We start from the raw sequence: 15504 nt of genomic DNA, 5'->3' as shown, positions 1-15504 counted from the left end.
TTGTGTAAGTGGTAACGAACATTATGGCGGAGCAGTTTGATCTCCCGCTGGGCGGCAGGTCTGAAACAACGGGACACGTTGAACTCTTCAGGAGCTACGGGCGGTTCGAAACGTACTTTGAGGACGCTGTCCGGATGCGTGTCGTCACGTACTGTGATTCCCCGGAGTTCATCCTTGAACTGTTTGACCGCGTTGAGTCGCTTGAACAATTGGAAGTAGTCGTGGGTGACGTTGCGGATTATCGGGAGCGACTCATCGATAAACCAGAACTTGCAGATCGGCTTGAACAGCTCAAACGAGACGATAAGTTAGTGATCTATCTTTGCGAGACGAAAGAAGTACACAGCAAACTCTACCTGATCGAATACAGCGCTGAAAGTGACGACTCGGACGGGAGTGACGAGACTGATGCATCCCAGCAAACTTTCGAGTGGACCGATTCGGACTCGACTGCAAGTGGCGGTGGAACTGATATAGACGAGTCAGAGGATGCTGCGGAGACAGAGACGGTGCGGCCAGCGACGGCGATCGTTGGGTCCCCGAACTTGTCGAGTAACGCGTGGACGCGGCAGGCGAATACCGGGGTCGTATTCGAAACGGCGACGGACACATCGCTGTGGGGCGAGCTCGTCGATTTCTATGAAGAGCACCGGTCCTACAATAACGACGGCCCGTTTCTCGATGATCTTACGGAGCGGTTGGAACGGACATCTGATGACCGGGCAGAGGTGGTCTCGCTGTACACTGAGGGGAAGGTGAAGACCCGTGATGAAGTAGGCGAGCTTCACGGACGGCTTGATGAGCGGATTGAGTCAGAGGTGGATGAAGTCGATCTGGTACTGGGCGATGAGACGGAGCTGAGTGAGGGTGCTGAAGAGAAAGTCGACGAGCAGCAACACGAGTCAGATGACGGTGTGAGTGAGGGATCAGCAGAGGATTTAGATCCGGGTGAGGAGAGTGAGACGCGAATCAACCTCTCATTGCTGGGGCATAGCGAGGATGCGATTGAGGCGTTGTCTCGAATGACTGATTACGACGCGTCTCTCTCCGGTGATTCACTGACGACGACGCCACAGGCGGTCCAGCAGTACAAGCGCGATGTCTATGAGGTGCCGACAATGCGTGTCCAGCGTGCGCAAACAGGTGATAATGCTCCGGTTGAATTCGGGCGTGCACTGAGCTTCCATACTGATGGGCGGGTCTACCGGGTAGGACAGCCGCTGCCTGACGATCCAGATGTCGTTGATACCGCCCTGTCCGATTTAGAGGGGTATTTTGAGACGGTCGACAAGTACGGGAATTGCAACGATGAAGACGCCGTGAAAGCGCACATGACCGAGGCGTTGCTGTGGATGTTTTGGGCTCCGTTTGCGAACCGTGATGCAGCATTCTACGATCAGTACGGGATTGACCTTGACAAGGCGCTTCCGAACCTCTACATCTACGGTGAGTCGGACGCCGGGAAAGGAACATTCGCACAGTTCGTGCTGTCGATGATTAGCGGGGGGCGAGTCGTGAATCCGGTTGATGCCGACGAGGTCGGGAAGCGGAAAGTACGGGGAATGCGGTCTGCGAATACTGCGTTCCCTGTCGTCGTCGACGACATCACGAAAGATACCGTGAACCGGTTGGATACGTTCCGAAACTACTGGGGGAACTGGACGCCGGAAGCGAGCTTCCCGCTGTTCGCATTCATTAGTAACGACAAACGGCCGGATGAGTGGTTCCGAAATCGCTCGAAGATTTTGCATTTCAACGTGAATTTCGACACAAGCTACAAGGGTGAGGCCGAGGTCAACCGGCTGATCGAGCAGGATAATCCGCTGTTCCTCTGGTTCACCCACGAAATGCTGACCCGAGAGCTGACGCTTTCGAATGATGACGATGCGTTACGGACGGCACGTGCCGTGATGCTGGAGTTCTACGAGTATGCTGGTCGTGACGTACCGGAGTGGTTCCCACGACGCCCCGCCGAACAAGAGCATGATGCGGGTCGTGACCGCTGGTTCGATCTGCTTAAGCGAGAGGATATTACGACGGAAGACCAAGGCGATCGGCTTCGTGTATCGTTCCCTGAAGAGATGTCGACGGATACCTACACGTATGCGCGGGATCCGCCCACCGTTGCGCGTGTTGAACGCCGTGGACGCGATCTGCTGATCAAATCACCTGCCGAGTTCCTCGACTGGTTGGGAGAGCCGCCAGCTGGCGCTGAATTGGATGGACGGGTGAGTGAAGAAACAGGAGCGGAAACAAGTGAGTCAGAGAGTAGTGGCGGGGTGATTGGCCGCGTCCGAGGATTGTTCAGCTGATACTCCTACAATGACGGATTGCTCCCTCTTTGAGACGGTTATCGCTGTAGGTCGACGTTGAGAATCAGTTTCGCCTATATCTGGGGAAGAATTCGATTGTAGCGCCCTGAACTGTCGAACACGAGAAAGGTATTCACCGCGCGCGTTATCTCCATAGATACCTTCACGAGCGGTATGCCTACGATGGATTATGAGGCAGCGGTGAATCGAACATTAGCGTATATCGAGTCGGCCACCCACATCCACCCCGAAAATAAGCAGCTCATAGCCGAGTATCACCGGGATATGGTTCTTGCAGATATTAGTTCGGCGCAACAGCAGAAGGTGCTTGCCCATTTCAAGATCATCACAGATCACGTGGGGCAAACACGGTTCGTGGATCTGGACAAAGAGGCGATCGTTGATTTAGTCGCGTGGTTGTACACACGCGGAACGTCTTCCTCTACTGTCGTTGATTACAAGCAAGCGATCAAGCAGTTCTGGAAGTGGTTGAATGATGGAGAAGACCCTGAGGAGACGAAGTGGATTCGACGGGGCCCCGTAGAACAAAAACGGATTTTACCCCAGAGTCTGCTCACTCCAGCAGATGTTCAAGCCCTATTGGAAGCGTGTCATAACGACCGTGATCGTGCATTTGTAGCCGTCTTATGGGAAACCGGAGCGCGGATCGGAGAACTCATCGACCTAGAAGTTGGGCATATCGAACAGACGGCACTCGGAAAACAGATGGTTGTCTCGGGGAAAACCGGGTCGCGCCGACTCTTGCTCCTCGAATCTGAATCGTATCTTGAGTCATGGCTAACAGCACACCCGAACCAACGCCCTGACGCACCACTCTGGTGTAAAATCGACACGAAGCAAGGGTCTCCAGATGAGACAATCAGTTACCAGTACATTCGTTTGCGGATTTTAGATCGTGCTAGCGAACAAGCCGGGATTCAGAAACCGGTGAATCCGCATCACTTCAGACATAGCCGAGCGACGTACCTGGCGAATTACCTCACTGAAGCGCAGATGTGCGCGTGGTTCGGATGGGTTCCAGGCTCCCGAGTCCCAGGACGATATGTACACCTGTCTGGCCGGGATATTGACCAGGCGTATGTATCGATGCTTGAGAACCCTGGCTATACGCGTCTCCCAGAAGCAGACGGGTCAATAGCGCCGAGTGCTTGATGCGCTGTAGGCGTTTTCCCCCGTCGGATCGTCACTCGTCCCAGAAGGCTTTGATTCGGTCATCGAGATCGGTAAGAACGGTTGCGAGTATGTCTCGCCAGTCGTCGGGATAGTCGGCATCCTCTCCGGGTGTCGACGCATCTGGGGGTTGATGGAAGTGCTCGCGGGTGTTATGGTCATTGGGGTGCCGATCCCATCGGCACTCCCACTCGTTACCGGTCTGGTATTGCTCCGAATAATGGATGCTGAAGTCGTCGGTCTCGAACCAGCGGATCCGTAGATACGCACGGGTGACGCCGCCTGGAAAGTATCCGAGATCGTAGTCAGCGACGACTGCGTTCGGCGCGTATTCCGGTCGTGTCTGGATGTCGTCGAACCGATCACTACGGGCGAGGTGGGCAGCAATCCGATCGAGGATTTCTGCATCGATGGGGCCGCGACTGGGTGGGTCTGCCGTGTCCTCAGGCATCGACTGGACCGGGCTTGCTACCGGCGACTGGATTGTTTCCGCGTGCTTCGTCGAGGAGCGCGGCTCGCTGTTCGAGTGTCTCCCACTCGGAGAGCGCTTCCCAAGCTGCTTCGGTGGATAGATTCTGCTCCTGGGTGGCGTCCACGAGGGACACATCGTCCGGGTGCGTTGCATCGAACTGCGCTCTGTAGTCTTCGATCTGGGTGAGCGTGTCGTCGAGGGCGTCAACGATCTCCTGCTCGGAGTATTCCTCGCGGATCCGGTCGATGCGTCGCCACTGGAAGTACGCGTCGTTGCGTTCGTACCGGACTGGACGACCGTCGTGTCGCTGTACCATCCCCATCTCGTCGAACCACTCTAGGTAGTCCCGGGCTGTCTCGGTGTCACAATCGGCACGATCGGCGATCGTCGAGACCTTCGTCGGCGTCCGCAGTCCGATGACAACGTCGAGGAGCCGCTCTCGGATTGATCCACCTTTGAGGAGCGAGTCAGGCGATTCTAATGCGTCGAGATCAGGCGGTGACTCCTCGCCGTCGTATGCATCACCGGGGATGTCTGTGAGATCCATGTGTGGGGGTCCGTTGCTGTAGCTACTTGCTCTGACGATATATATCTATGGGGCGCTGAATTATTTCTGCTTTAGCTGGGTTCACGACATCGCTGGATAGACTGTATCTCAAAACAAGCAAGATATTTATATATAAGTTGCGTTATTTGAGACAAGATGATCTCTGAACCGGAACTCACCGTCCTCTCATACCTCAGTACCGAGGGAGTGGATGGCGTGGTACAGCGGGAGTTAGCTGATGCGCTTGAGTGGGATCCGAGTCACACGTCTCGCGTGGTCTCGACCCTTGCCGAGCTCGGGCTGATTACCAGAGAGCAGCAACACGGTCGATACCGCGTTTCGTTGTCGAACGCTGAACCGGCTGAACGGTTTGCAGACCTCGCACGTGAATTCCCGCACGTCGATTTCGCTGGCCTGATTGCTGGGTCGACCATCCAACTCCTGTACCATTTGGATACTGAACGAACGGCTGCGGAACTCACGGATTGGACTGATGTGAGTCGTGCAACGGTCTACCGGCGACTCAAACAGTTACGAAACGTCGGTATTGTCACGAAACGCGATAGCCGATTTGCACTGACGAGTCAGTTCCAGGGATTGGCTGCGTTTGCACGGTCGCTGGTACGCCATATGCATCGACAGGAAGCACGCGACCACGCTACTGGCGTCCGTCTCATCTGGATGGGTGTTGATGAGTACCTGTTCAGTTGCCGGACGGATGTGACTGCGTCACTCTTTCATCGGACTGGTCCGGATGTACTCGAACAATACGGGATACCGCTGTTAACGCGTGAAGAGCAGTACTATTTCCGCTCCAAGGATCGAACTGAACTCACTCCAGAAGACCTCGTGTGCCACTTGCTCCTCATCGATGATGGCGCACGGTACCGATCGTACTGTCTATTACTGATCACAGCCTGTGAGATTGGTGCAGAGGCACTCACGGAGACTGCAGGCCGGTACGATCAAGAATCCGACCTCAACCTCACTGAAACCGTTCAGGCTCTCTGTACGTACCTCGAAACCAGCGGTGATGTGGCTGGGGAGAAGCTTCCTGAATGGGACACGTTCAAATCGACCGCGGCTGATTACGACATATCTGTATGACGCCTCGCCCCCAGTTCGATGCCGCGTATATCGAGGCCGAACTGCAGGAACTTGGAGCGGCGCTGAACACCGAGGTTACAGCCTTTCTCATCGGTGGCGGGGCGATGGCATTCCGAGGACTGAAGGACACGACCAAGGACATCGACTTGGTCGTCACGACCGAGGTGGAGTTCGACCGATTACTCGCCGCATTAGATAACCAGGGATACGAGGAAGTCTCAGACCTTGACGAGACGTACCAGCAGTTGGGGGCGAGGTTATGTGTCGAGAACGACGATGGGTGTCGGATAGATGTGTTCAATCGGCAGGTTGCCAACAAACTCATCTTTAGCGATGGGATGCAACACCGGAGTGAGGACCATCTCTCATCTGGGCAGTTGTCCGTCCGGTTAACGGCGCTGGAAGACATCATCCTATTCAAAGCAGTCGCAAAGCGCCCTGACGACATCGATGACATGAATACACTGGTACAAACGAATCTCGACTTCGACGCCATCGAGCATGAAACCGCAGCACAGATCGAGTTGCTGAATGGGAAGCAATTTACGACCCACATCCGAGAATCGCTGGATGAATTATACGACCAGTACGAGGTTCAAACACCGCTTGAAGAGGTCATTGATGAGTACTACGCGCAGTATATGGATGAGTTAGAAGTCAGACTCGTGTTGAGTGAAGACGAGCCGATGTCCGTTGAGGCGATTGCAGAGGAACGTGGCCTCGATCTGGAGCACGTCGTCGAGCAGTTGGATCAACTCGAAGCGTACGGGTATGTCGAGCAGAGTGATTCAGGCTTTGTTGATACGGGCAAGCGAGATGCGTTCACCGAATGACGTTATGAATTGTCAGATGACCCTTTCTCTTGGTGGAGTTCTCTGAGATAGGCGATTGCGGCGACACCGACGTTGATCCCCCAGACATAGTCATCCTCACCGAAGGCGGCCGTCCCGGCCATGCGGTGCGTGTAGCCGTCGACGAGGGTATGCCGGATACAGCTCGCCACGTCGTCCTCTCCGAATTGGGTGATGGCGTTGGAGATGTACTGGTCGAAATGAGCGTCTGGATGGTTGCGGGGCCGTGGATCAGCAGCTCGTTCGACCGCGAGGTCGATGACTGCGTCAATCGATGGATGCGATGTCTTTCCGGTGTTTTCTCGAACCCGGTATTCCCCGTCTGTACACATATGTCTACGTTGATTTCGCAGGTGAATCAGACTTTCAGTAGGTGGTCGTAGATTCGCTCAGTCGTTTGAATGCTTCCGTGGCGCAGTCGGTTCCGAACATCATAGAGCGTGTTCCCCTTTTCCTCGTTCATCATTCGATATGCCACGCTGTGTCGCAGAGCGTGTGGGGTTACGTCACTGGCGTCGCCCCGACTACCATCGACCTTGTAGGGTTGGACACCGGCCTCGTCAGCAATCTTGTGTAGCATATTCCGCACGCCTTGCTCGGAGATCCGATCTGCAGAACGAGACGGGAAGAGTGCCGGTGAATCCTTCCACCGAGTATTGAGGTACGCTGAGAGGAGTCTCGTGGTATCGTTTGAGAGGGTGAGTGTTACTGGTGGGGGCGAGTTCTCGTTCGGGTAGTCTTTCTGAATCTCCGTAGGAAGATAGAGATCCGTATTTCCGTTCCGTAGCAGGCTCACGTCGACTTGAACGAGTTCCCCGACCCGCAGCCCAGTATCGTACATAAACGCGATGATGGCTTCGTTCCGTTGCTGTAGGTATTCTGTTCCAGTCCGATAGGATGCCGAGCGGAGTGTCTCGACTTGATCTGGTGTCATCCAGACTTTCGCCCGAACTTTGGAGTTTGCAGATTCACTCATTCTGGTAGCACCTCTTTATATACTGTTATGCGTCTCGACCACCTTAACTTTGGAGTCCATAAATAAACTCCAAAGTTGATATGACTGGTGTGAACTGAACGGTGTCTCCCACCCTTTACGAATGACTATTTCACCGGTCGACTGTGGAATTGACCGGCCGTCCATCCAGCGCAATCCGTAGCGCTTTGGACGATTCGGAATAGATAATCAGCACTCAATCTATCTGCTGGTGGCCTATCATTAGACCAATAAACTATACAAAACCCTTCTTCGAATATATGTTGGTTATTTTATTCATCCCGTGTTGTCTACAAGAGAGAAAAATGAATAATTTGGGAGATAGCGCCCCTATTGTTGTTTATAATTCGATAATATAGGAGAATACAAAACTGATTTGGGTCGGCCTCTTCGGGCAGTTTTTGCATTTCTCTATATTATGAGTGACCACGTAAACACGTCATTCGGCCGGTTGCAATATATGACAGAATGTCCTAATGTATTCTTATTTTAACTTCCGCTAATCCATTCGTATTAAACTCTGAGCGTTCCTGATGATGACCCACTTTCTCTGCTACTGGACAGCCTGATGGTGAGGGTGCCATAGAGATCTTTCAACGGTTTGGGTTCAATAGTTCAGTCTGTACTAGGTGACTGATTTTTCCATTCATCAGGCACATCAAACCAGTGGCCTGTAATGTCGCATCTATGGAACTCCATTCCTTCCTCGGTGACCTCAATTGCGCCGATGCTTCGTAGCAGCCGGAACATATTGGCATTCGGATTATTGACGTTGAACCGTGCATCCGAATTGGCGATGTCGTCCAGCCACGCTTCAACGAATGCAGATCCGATACCCTGTCCACGGAACTCCGGTAAGATGTATAACTGCCCGAGTTCCGGTTGGTCGCTATCGTAGTTCCATGTGATGTAGCCGATACAGTATTCCCCATTGAAACACAAATGTGCGTTTGTCTCCCCAGGGACGTAGGCGTGAAAGCTGGAATCGTTCGCCTTCGCTTCGGCATTCAGGACTTTCGTTGCAAATTCCTCTCGTGCAGTTCGGGGGCGCGTCATCCACACCCCGTAGGTGACATCTGTTCCTGGATCATCCGGCAGCTGGCCAGTCAACACCCAGTCTGTTTGTAATAATTTCTCTGGTGGCTGTGGCCCGTTGTCGGTGTCGATGGCGATGTTTTTCGTACAGTGGTGGCAATGATACGCGTCCCACTCGCCAATGGTGCATCGATGTTCTTGGATAAACGAGATTACTTCCCCGCAATCTGCACACTCTACCGCTGAGCACGTTTCCGAACGATGATCGGTGGCATAGAACGCGGCGTCACAGGCATCGCACGTCACATCGCCGACCGTTTGCGCAAAGACGGTTTCGCCACAGTTTGAGCAGGTGACGGCAGCATCCTGAACAGTTGTCGGTTCGCCAGAGCCCCAGCGCGTCGCTCCTTCCAGTATAGTCATCATTCTAGAGGCCTGCGGGACCGGCGGTAAACCTTCCGCCCACACGGTTTCTAACGCCAGATCGCGGTGTTGAGTAGTTCCTAACCTGGTAACAAGATCCGGTCGTTCTGTTCCCACTTCTGTGCGGTCATTCTGAGTTTGATCTACGGAGACAAGTCTGTCGGGGTTTTGTTGGGAGTAGATTCCCGGTGACGTTACTCAGGAAAAGGACATCAGAGGAACTCTTCCAACGAGTGGTCCCCATCGCTTTCTTCCGTCTCCAGCTCTTCAGATCCGACCTCTATAGTGTCTGCTGCTAAGGTTCGGTCAAGAGTATCAATTCGATTTTCCAGCTCGTTCATCTTGCTGAGTACTTTTTCGAAGTCAGACTGATGGTCAGTCTCGATGTCGAGCACTCCTTTCTGGGCCAGGTGTCGTTCGATAACGTCATCGAAGTAGGGGTCCAGATACTCTTCTTTCATATAATCTGGATCTTCCCACCCGCCGAGTGCTGCGATGAATTCGATATTGATCCCCTTTCTGTAGAAAAGGTTGGTTGCAAAGTATCGCCGGAAGTCATGGAACGTCACTTCGAGGAAATCATCATCACCGGTTTTGTTGGCTGCCAGTTCCCGTGCATCCACCATATCGTTTTGAAGAGTTCCTTTGGAGTTCGGATAGAGAGGAGATGACGGTCTAATGTTTTTCCGTTTGCTGTACCGTTCGATGTCCCCACGTAATGAGTTGGGGACCCAGGGTTTCCGTGGCTTCTTGCTATTTTCTTTCCGTGTTTCCTTTCCCCATACGCGCATAAAGAAAATCTCTACACCGGGGCTTCGGGATTTCTGAATCTTATCAAGCGTTACCTCAAGAACCTCTTTCTTTCTCAGGGAGCATTCTCCACCTAGTCGAAAGGCGATCTCCGCTCGATCACGGGATGCGCATTCGATGATTGTCTCATATTCATGCGGCTCCATAAAGACTCGATAGCCGTCTGAGTTGGAGTGGGGGGCCAACCTCATCTTTACTGAACCTCTTCCAACTCTTTGATTCGCTCCAAATCTTTCGTGATGGACTCTACTGATGCATCCTCTCCGTATTCGACGAATGCCGCTATCGCTAACGCCCGAACGAAATCGTTGTTACTGTGTTTGATCAACCGTTCGAGTTGTTCTTTGTTTTCTCGTACGTATTCACCCGGTGAGAGGCTGCTGTCCTCGTATTCGGTCATACTCTAATTAGGAGAGGTGTAGTATTCTGAGTTATCAGAAAGAAGTGACTTCACCAAAGTAATGTATTTATGTTTGAGATAAAAACATGACAGAGAACCTCTCTAACCACAGAATATGCCCCGGTGAATTTATGATATTCCCAAGTATTTCTAGGGGCCGTACAGGATCGTCTTCGGACTCACCAATCCCACATCTGGCTAGCTTATTTACGTATAGACTTGATAAATTGAATTATAATGGACAATAGTGGGTTCGAGAAAGTAATGGAGTACAAATACGCACAGGTCGTGCTGAAAGTATTGCTGAATGCAGAAGATCACAGTTGCGCGTTTAATCAACTACGAGACGAAGTCAATGCGATCACTGCAGATGACTCATACGGTGCCGAGGAAATAATTGAAGGCGGAGAGTATTCTACTGCATCCTTGAGTTCGCTACTTTCAGCAGCAGAAGATGCAGGCATCGTTAATCACAAACTCGATAATGAGGGAAATAAACGATGGGAACTGTGTACTTCATCGCTGTCTCAATTTCAGAAAAATAGAATCCGAGACAGAAACAGTCCAGATGTATCACATGCCGATACAGCAAATGTTGACCATTACGTGCCAAATACCGATTCTAAGTCCTCATAATGTCCATTACCTGGCGAATGACTCGTATATTGATGCTTTTTATCACTGAAAGATGACACGGCGACCCGTGTGTTTTTAAATGTTTTGTTGCTGAAGTGATTTCACTCACGAATTGGGAATTATCCCCCGGGTCGAATGATAGGGTGCGTTATGACAGAACCGAATGACGACCAGGGGACTATGGTCCGCTGGGAAGACCACATCGCACCGATCCTCGAACATCCGGACATCCACATCCGGAATAAAGCGCTCGTAGCAGTCGCGTGGGAGTCGCACGCACGACCATCTGAGCTTCACCGGCTCACCTTCGGTGACGTGGAAGACAGAGGCGACCACGTTGCCATATTGATTACTCGTCGAGATGGTCAGAAACGATTACTCACTCTCGACGAATCGATGCCGTACTTCAAACAGTGGGTACAAGCAGAACATCCAGTAACTGAATGGCTTGCTCCGGATGCCGACCCACTAGAGGATGCTTCCTCGGAGATGCCAATCTGGACACAAATCGATTCAAACAAACGTATTCCCTATATGATGTTATATGACATTACGAATCGTGCCTGTGAACGCTCTGATGTCCCGACAAAGTTCACGTTGCATGATATTCGTCGATCACGAGCGAAACTGCTGATCGCCCAATCGGGTCTGAGAGCTCACCGCCTTCGGGAGCTATTCGGATGGGGACTCCAGGTGCCAAAGGAGTTCATAGAAACAGCCGAAGATGGTGACCTCGATGAAGACAGTAGACCCCAACTCTGTATCAGGTGTCCAAATTGTGGAGTATGGACTCTACGAAACCGACCCTGTATCTGGTGTGGGCTTAGTCGCTGATAAGCCGTTTTCTGCAGCGAACTGGCGAACCAAGTTTCATTTTCTCTATATTTCGATGCCTAACAGCAAGCAGTAGTCAATCGCGTTCCGGACCAGAGTGATCGTTGTTGATTACTCAGTCGCTTCTACAACAGGGCCAATTTCTCCAAGACCCTCGAATCACAAGCATCTGTGATAGAGTAGATGATTAACAGCCCTTCTGCAGTCCTGAAGTCCTTGCAAGGTAGCTAACCGGTTGAAGCACTCAAATATACCATTTATATAATAGCTATGGCCAAAATTAAGCTGACTGCCTTAGTTCCCAACAGAAAGTACGGAAATTCCGATGACTCGTGAACGTGTACAGGCTAATGAACAGACGAGCGAGACTGACCAAGAGATCGATGAAAAACCGGAGATGGTTCCGTCAGCACAGCAACTGCGTGACCATCAACCCGATGCCTACACGACTGGATATGACCCCTTTGGTGAAACACGAGTCGGGATCGGAACAGCGAACGGGAATATTGAACGCCTCGTCAGACTGAACGAGGGTCGACACCACAGTGACGGTGACCACAGTGCGCGTGAAGCCGCACGCGATAAGAAACGCATTACTGAGTCGTTCTGTTCGACCCTTGATGTTCCGAGTTATCAGAAACGTCGGGCTGTCTCTGCGATGAGCCAGATGAATCTTGACCGCTTCGGCCAGCAGAAGCAGATTGAGAAGGTGGCCCTCTGTACAATTGGGATCGTCGTTGATCGTGAGCGAAGGCGCTACTTCTTGCAAGGAAACGACCCAACCGAAGTCGATCTCTCCAAGGTGGACCAGCAGGAGTTTCCGAAAAGATTCAGCCAGGAGAAAGACTTCCAAGACCTTTGCACACAGTACGGGGTCTCCGGTGACGACCACTACAGTGTGACCCAACTTGTGAAAGCGGAACTCAAGCGAATCGGGTATTTCGACCGGGAGAACCAGCCCCTTCGGTAGTTCTCATATGATTGTTCGACCTGTCCTTTTCGAGGGGGTGTTGGTATTTCTTTAAGTATTTCTTGCGACAATATGCGTGATTGAGGCGGTTCGGTCAGAGTGGTTCCCCGATAGGGGAAGTCTCTGGCCGGCCTTTATCGCGGCCGAAATGGCCAACCCCTTTGAAGCCTTACGGCTTCAAGAAATTCACCTTTTGAGTCTACCACTTAACACGGTTGAATACGCCCGCACGAAAGTCCTGTTCAAGGGGGTTCGGCGAGTCAGCAACTATCCGCGAATTGTACTTGTGAACACGCGCGCCTGATTCCCGCGCGATGTACCCCGTAAGTGTTCAACAGTCGGTACTCAGCACCGTCCTCATCCCGAAGAGCCGTGACTAAGCTGACGACCAACAGTCGTCGATAGCGATTGTTCTCTCCGACTTTAGTCTTCACGCCCAGTGGCGACGCTGTCCAGCGATCCCGTGATAACTGGCTGAGTGCCCCCGTTGAAGCACAGGGAATCTTCATCCACCGATGTTTGACCCAAACCACTACGTACACGATCAGTCGTACGTACCGCCTATCAATCGCCCGCACGCCATCGACCAGTGGAACGACCGTACGCCCGCTGAGCTCCCGTTCGTGGAAGCCTGGAAGTCGGCTGTCCCGGTCCATGCTCCCGAGTGCGACGCCGATAGCACACGTCTGTATGTCCCTTACGATGCGCTCCTCGTTGAACGAGCAGGTGTCCTTCGAACAGTACTGCACAATGACGGCCGTATCGATCGGAACGGCCTCTCGACCTGCCCAAGCTGTGAGGGACTCTACGACCCGCTCCGTTCAGACGGCACCTGCCGATGGTGCGACGCACCGCTCCCAACCCGACAGACAACGAGCGGGGTGACGCTGGTGAGAGGTGGAGAGCGATGAGCGGGCCACCTTTCGTAGAACTCGGAGATCTCGATGGCACGAACGGGTGGGTGACGACGAAAGGGTTCGTCAACTGGGTCGAAGATGTCGCGTCCCATCAGCCGCGCCAGCGTGTGAGGCTTAGTGACGACACAACACGGGAACCTGTTGTCTGCACGGTCTGGACTGCAGACATCGAGCTTGAGAAGGGTGTCGGCTACTACCTCGGTGGGGTTGACGGGACCTACGAGAAGCGTGAGGAGATCCAGCTCAAACTGGTCGAAAAGTCTTGGGCGAACGAGTTTTGGCGGCCAGAGTAAGCGACCAACATCAACTTAGACACTATGCATCACGACAACACGGACGCGAACGGCTGGGGATACCGAGGCGGCGACGGACATATCATCGGTGAGTCGATGCCCGGAACGTTCGGGGATGCCGAACGGGCCTTGCACGACCGACAGGGGCAGACACCTGTCGTGAACGAAGATGTCGAGGTTCCGGGAACAGAAAGAGAAGAAGGGACTGAGTCGGTCGACGCCGGCGATGTTGAGGTGGGGGACCTCGTGAAGCGACTGAAAGAGTAGATTGACTTAGCTTCCCTCAGTTGCTTCGACGAATTGTCTGGCAGTATCGATGACTTGTGCATCTCCGCCTAAGGATTCTATCAGGGGCTCAAGCTCCTCTACTGCCTCTAACAGCTCAGGGTTCTCCTTGGCAATTCGGAGTAACTCACGGCGTTGCTCGGATTCTTCCTTTTCGAGTTCATCTACGGCCTCGGGTTCCATCGCTTGGTGGCACCAGACGCAGAACGGCTCATCGCGGGGAGTCTCCTTGTCGCACCGGGGGCAGGTGATCGGTGTCCGGTCTTCCGTCTTTTCCGTCTCGACATCAAGCCCTTGGAGCTCCGCGTACTGGTTGTTCTCGTTTTCGGGGCCGAACTCTGCAATGTATCGTCGCGCGTGGTCTGAGGTCGGCTTCCTGCCCTGGCGCTCGTTGATGAACGACTCGTTCGCTCCTTGCTTGGCGAGCCAATACGTATTCGACTTCCGGAAGTTTGTGGGGGTGACAGGTTTGTCTATGTCCGCCCGTCGTCCCGCTTCTTTGAACCGTTCCAGAAACGTCTGATAACTCGCGTTATCGTGCGGATCGTTGAGGTTGCACCAGAGGTAGGCTTCGTCGTCATCTGGAGCAGGATGATCGTTGAGCCACTGTTGCAGGTAGGGGACGCTGTTGATTAGGGTAACCGAGTGTTCACCTTGTTTCCCGTTGAGACTGATTTGTATCCCATGGTCGGCATCGGTCACTTGCCCAATCCGGACCCCGTGCATCTCTTCCCCTCTGGGGCCGAGTTCGTGGGAAACCGTTATGAGTGCCTTGTCCCGCGAGTTCTCTGTGCCCTCAATAGACATCTCCTTTGCTTCATCCCAGTCAAGCATATCCGCTCGACTGGGTGATGGATCGTACGAACTGCTCGTGCCTGTCGGGACCCACCCTAACGAGTCCGGTACCTCGTCGTCGGCCATCTTGAGGGTTCGCTTCCCGAAGATCCGTAGTGCGACACGGTAATCTTGATTTGTCTCTTCGCTGTATTCCGGAACCCCTCGTTCTGTGTTGATCCACACGACGATGTCTTCGGCAGCGTCTCGACTTTCTAATGCGTCTGCCAGTCCGCCCACTTGTTCCGCCATAATGACGCTGTGGCGGAGAAGTTTGAGGTGTCTGTAATCACCGTACTTCGAACTGAGTAGGTCAAGCTGGCGGCTGAACTCAAGAAGTGCTTCTGCATCGTCTTCGGAGATTGTTGGTGCATCCTCGTCTTCCGGCGGCTCATCAGTCAGACTTGACCGTTTCTTGACTCGTTCTTTCAGATTCTCGATTTGGTCTCTTGTTCCCATCTGTGCTTATATGTTTTATACGCAGGGCTTTAGGGCTTAGCCTTAAAGCCGGCCCTTGGCTTCTTAGCCTCTTAACCCTCCAAGAAGTGCCGGTAAGTGACTGCTACCTGCCCTTCTTTGTAGGCTCAGCGTTG

Annotated in this window: 17 protein-coding genes; 9 read left to right on the top strand and 8 right to left on the bottom strand. The window is 52.9% G+C overall.

The window, feature by feature from the left end:
- The first annotated feature begins 8 nt into the window (after nucleotides 1-8).
- A complete protein-coding gene (locus C444_RS16545) occupies nucleotides 9-2312 on the top strand; it encodes a tyrosyl-DNA phosphodiesterase (protein ID WP_239641318.1) in 2304 nt (767 codons plus the stop codon).
- Between the two features lie 174 nt (nucleotides 2313-2486).
- Nucleotides 2487-3485 (top strand): tyrosine-type recombinase/integrase, encoded by a 999-nt coding sequence (locus C444_RS16540; RefSeq protein WP_004594160.1) that lies wholly within the window; start codon nucleotides 2487-2489, stop codon nucleotides 3483-3485.
- A 31-nt stretch (nucleotides 3486-3516) separates the two neighbouring features.
- Here C444_RS16540 and C444_RS16535 read toward each other — a convergent pair whose 3' ends face one another.
- Both C444_RS16535 and C444_RS16530 read right to left on the bottom strand, forming a co-directional pair.
- On the bottom strand, nucleotides 3517-3954 hold the full coding sequence (locus C444_RS16535; protein WP_004594159.1) for a hypothetical protein: 438 nt from the start codon (nucleotides 3952-3954) through the stop codon (nucleotides 3517-3519).
- Nucleotides 3947-4522 (bottom strand): DUF7342 family protein, encoded by a 576-nt coding sequence (locus C444_RS16530; RefSeq protein WP_004594158.1) that lies wholly within the window; start codon nucleotides 4520-4522, stop codon nucleotides 3947-3949. The genes C444_RS16535 and C444_RS16530 overlap by 8 nt, the downstream gene beginning before the upstream one ends.
- A 156-nt stretch (nucleotides 4523-4678) precedes the next feature.
- Here C444_RS16530 and C444_RS16525 point away from each other — a divergent pair, with 156 nt between their 5' ends.
- Together C444_RS16525 and C444_RS16520 are read left to right on the top strand one after the other, a co-directional pair.
- The gene (locus C444_RS16525) at nucleotides 4679-5629 is read left to right on the top strand and encodes a helix-turn-helix transcriptional regulator (protein WP_004594157.1); all 951 of its coding nucleotides are present in this window, start codon (nucleotides 4679-4681) and stop codon (nucleotides 5627-5629) included.
- Complete coding sequence (locus C444_RS16520; RefSeq protein ID WP_004594156.1) at nucleotides 5626-6462, top strand: DUF6036 family nucleotidyltransferase; 837 nt, start codon at nucleotides 5626-5628, stop codon at nucleotides 6460-6462. The genes C444_RS16525 and C444_RS16520 overlap by 4 nt, the downstream gene beginning before the upstream one ends.
- A gap of 2 nt (nucleotides 6463-6464) precedes the next feature.
- On the opposite strand, the gene C444_RS16515 is transcribed toward C444_RS16520, so the two are convergent.
- The 5 genes from C444_RS16515 to C444_RS16495 all read right to left on the bottom strand — a co-directional run bounded on the left by C444_RS16515 (nucleotide 6465) and on the right by C444_RS16495 (nucleotide 10142).
- On the bottom strand, nucleotides 6465-6812 hold the full coding sequence (locus tag C444_RS16515; RefSeq protein WP_004594155.1) for a hypothetical protein: 348 nt from the start codon (nucleotides 6810-6812) through the stop codon (nucleotides 6465-6467).
- Nucleotides 6813-6838: 26 nt separating this feature from the next.
- Nucleotides 6839-7456 (bottom strand): tyrosine-type recombinase/integrase, encoded by a 618-nt coding sequence (locus tag C444_RS16510; RefSeq protein WP_004594154.1) that lies wholly within the window; start codon nucleotides 7454-7456, stop codon nucleotides 6839-6841.
- A gap of 633 nt (nucleotides 7457-8089) precedes the next feature.
- On the bottom strand, nucleotides 8090-8932 hold the full coding sequence (locus C444_RS16505) for a GNAT family N-acetyltransferase (protein ID WP_161607608.1): 843 nt from the start codon (nucleotides 8930-8932) through the stop codon (nucleotides 8090-8092).
- A 212-nt stretch (nucleotides 8933-9144) separates the two neighbouring features.
- Nucleotides 9145-9888, bottom strand: coding sequence for a site-specific integrase (locus C444_RS21340; RefSeq protein WP_161607607.1), 744 nt, complete (start codon nucleotides 9886-9888; stop codon nucleotides 9145-9147).
- 47 nt (nucleotides 9889-9935) lie between these two features.
- Nucleotides 9936-10142: a hypothetical protein gene (locus tag C444_RS16495; RefSeq protein WP_004594151.1), complete on the bottom strand. Its 207-nt coding sequence runs from the start codon at nucleotides 10140-10142 to the stop codon at nucleotides 9936-9938.
- A gap of 237 nt (nucleotides 10143-10379) precedes the next feature.
- Here C444_RS16495 and C444_RS21845 point away from each other — a divergent pair, with 237 nt between their 5' ends.
- The 5 genes from C444_RS21845 to C444_RS16470 all read left to right on the top strand — a co-directional run bounded on the left by C444_RS21845 (nucleotide 10380) and on the right by C444_RS16470 (nucleotide 14059).
- On the top strand, nucleotides 10380-10778 hold the full coding sequence (locus C444_RS21845; RefSeq protein ID WP_152420816.1) for a hypothetical protein: 399 nt from the start codon (nucleotides 10380-10382) through the stop codon (nucleotides 10776-10778).
- A gap of 135 nt (nucleotides 10779-10913) precedes the next feature.
- Nucleotides 10914-11612 carry a site-specific integrase gene (locus tag C444_RS23135; RefSeq protein WP_080509721.1) on the top strand — a complete coding sequence of 233 codons (699 nt, stop codon included), beginning with the start codon at nucleotides 10914-10916 and terminating at the stop codon, nucleotides 11610-11612.
- 325 nt (nucleotides 11613-11937) lie between these two features.
- A complete protein-coding gene (locus C444_RS16490; protein ID WP_004594150.1) occupies nucleotides 11938-12582 on the top strand; it encodes a hypothetical protein in 645 nt (214 codons plus the stop codon).
- Nucleotides 12583-13489: 907 nt separating this feature from the next.
- A complete protein-coding gene (locus C444_RS16475; protein WP_004594148.1) occupies nucleotides 13490-13792 on the top strand; it encodes a hypothetical protein in 303 nt (100 codons plus the stop codon).
- Nucleotides 13793-13816: 24 nt separating this feature from the next.
- A complete protein-coding gene (locus tag C444_RS16470) occupies nucleotides 13817-14059 on the top strand; it encodes a hypothetical protein (RefSeq protein WP_004594147.1) in 243 nt (80 codons plus the stop codon).
- A gap of 6 nt (nucleotides 14060-14065) precedes the next feature.
- Here C444_RS16470 and C444_RS16465 read toward each other — a convergent pair whose 3' ends face one another.
- A complete protein-coding gene (locus C444_RS16465; RefSeq protein WP_004594146.1) occupies nucleotides 14066-15370 on the bottom strand; it encodes a tyrosine-type recombinase/integrase in 1305 nt (434 codons plus the stop codon).
- Nucleotides 15371-15504: the final 134 nt, after the last annotated feature.

This window comes from Haloarcula japonica DSM 6131 (assembly GCF_000336635.1).
GTDB classification, from domain to species: Archaea; Halobacteriota; Halobacteria; order Halobacteriales; family Haloarculaceae; genus Haloarcula; species Haloarcula japonica.
Note: the sequence above shows the minus strand (reverse complement) of the source record. Positions and strands in the feature narration are given on the sequence as shown.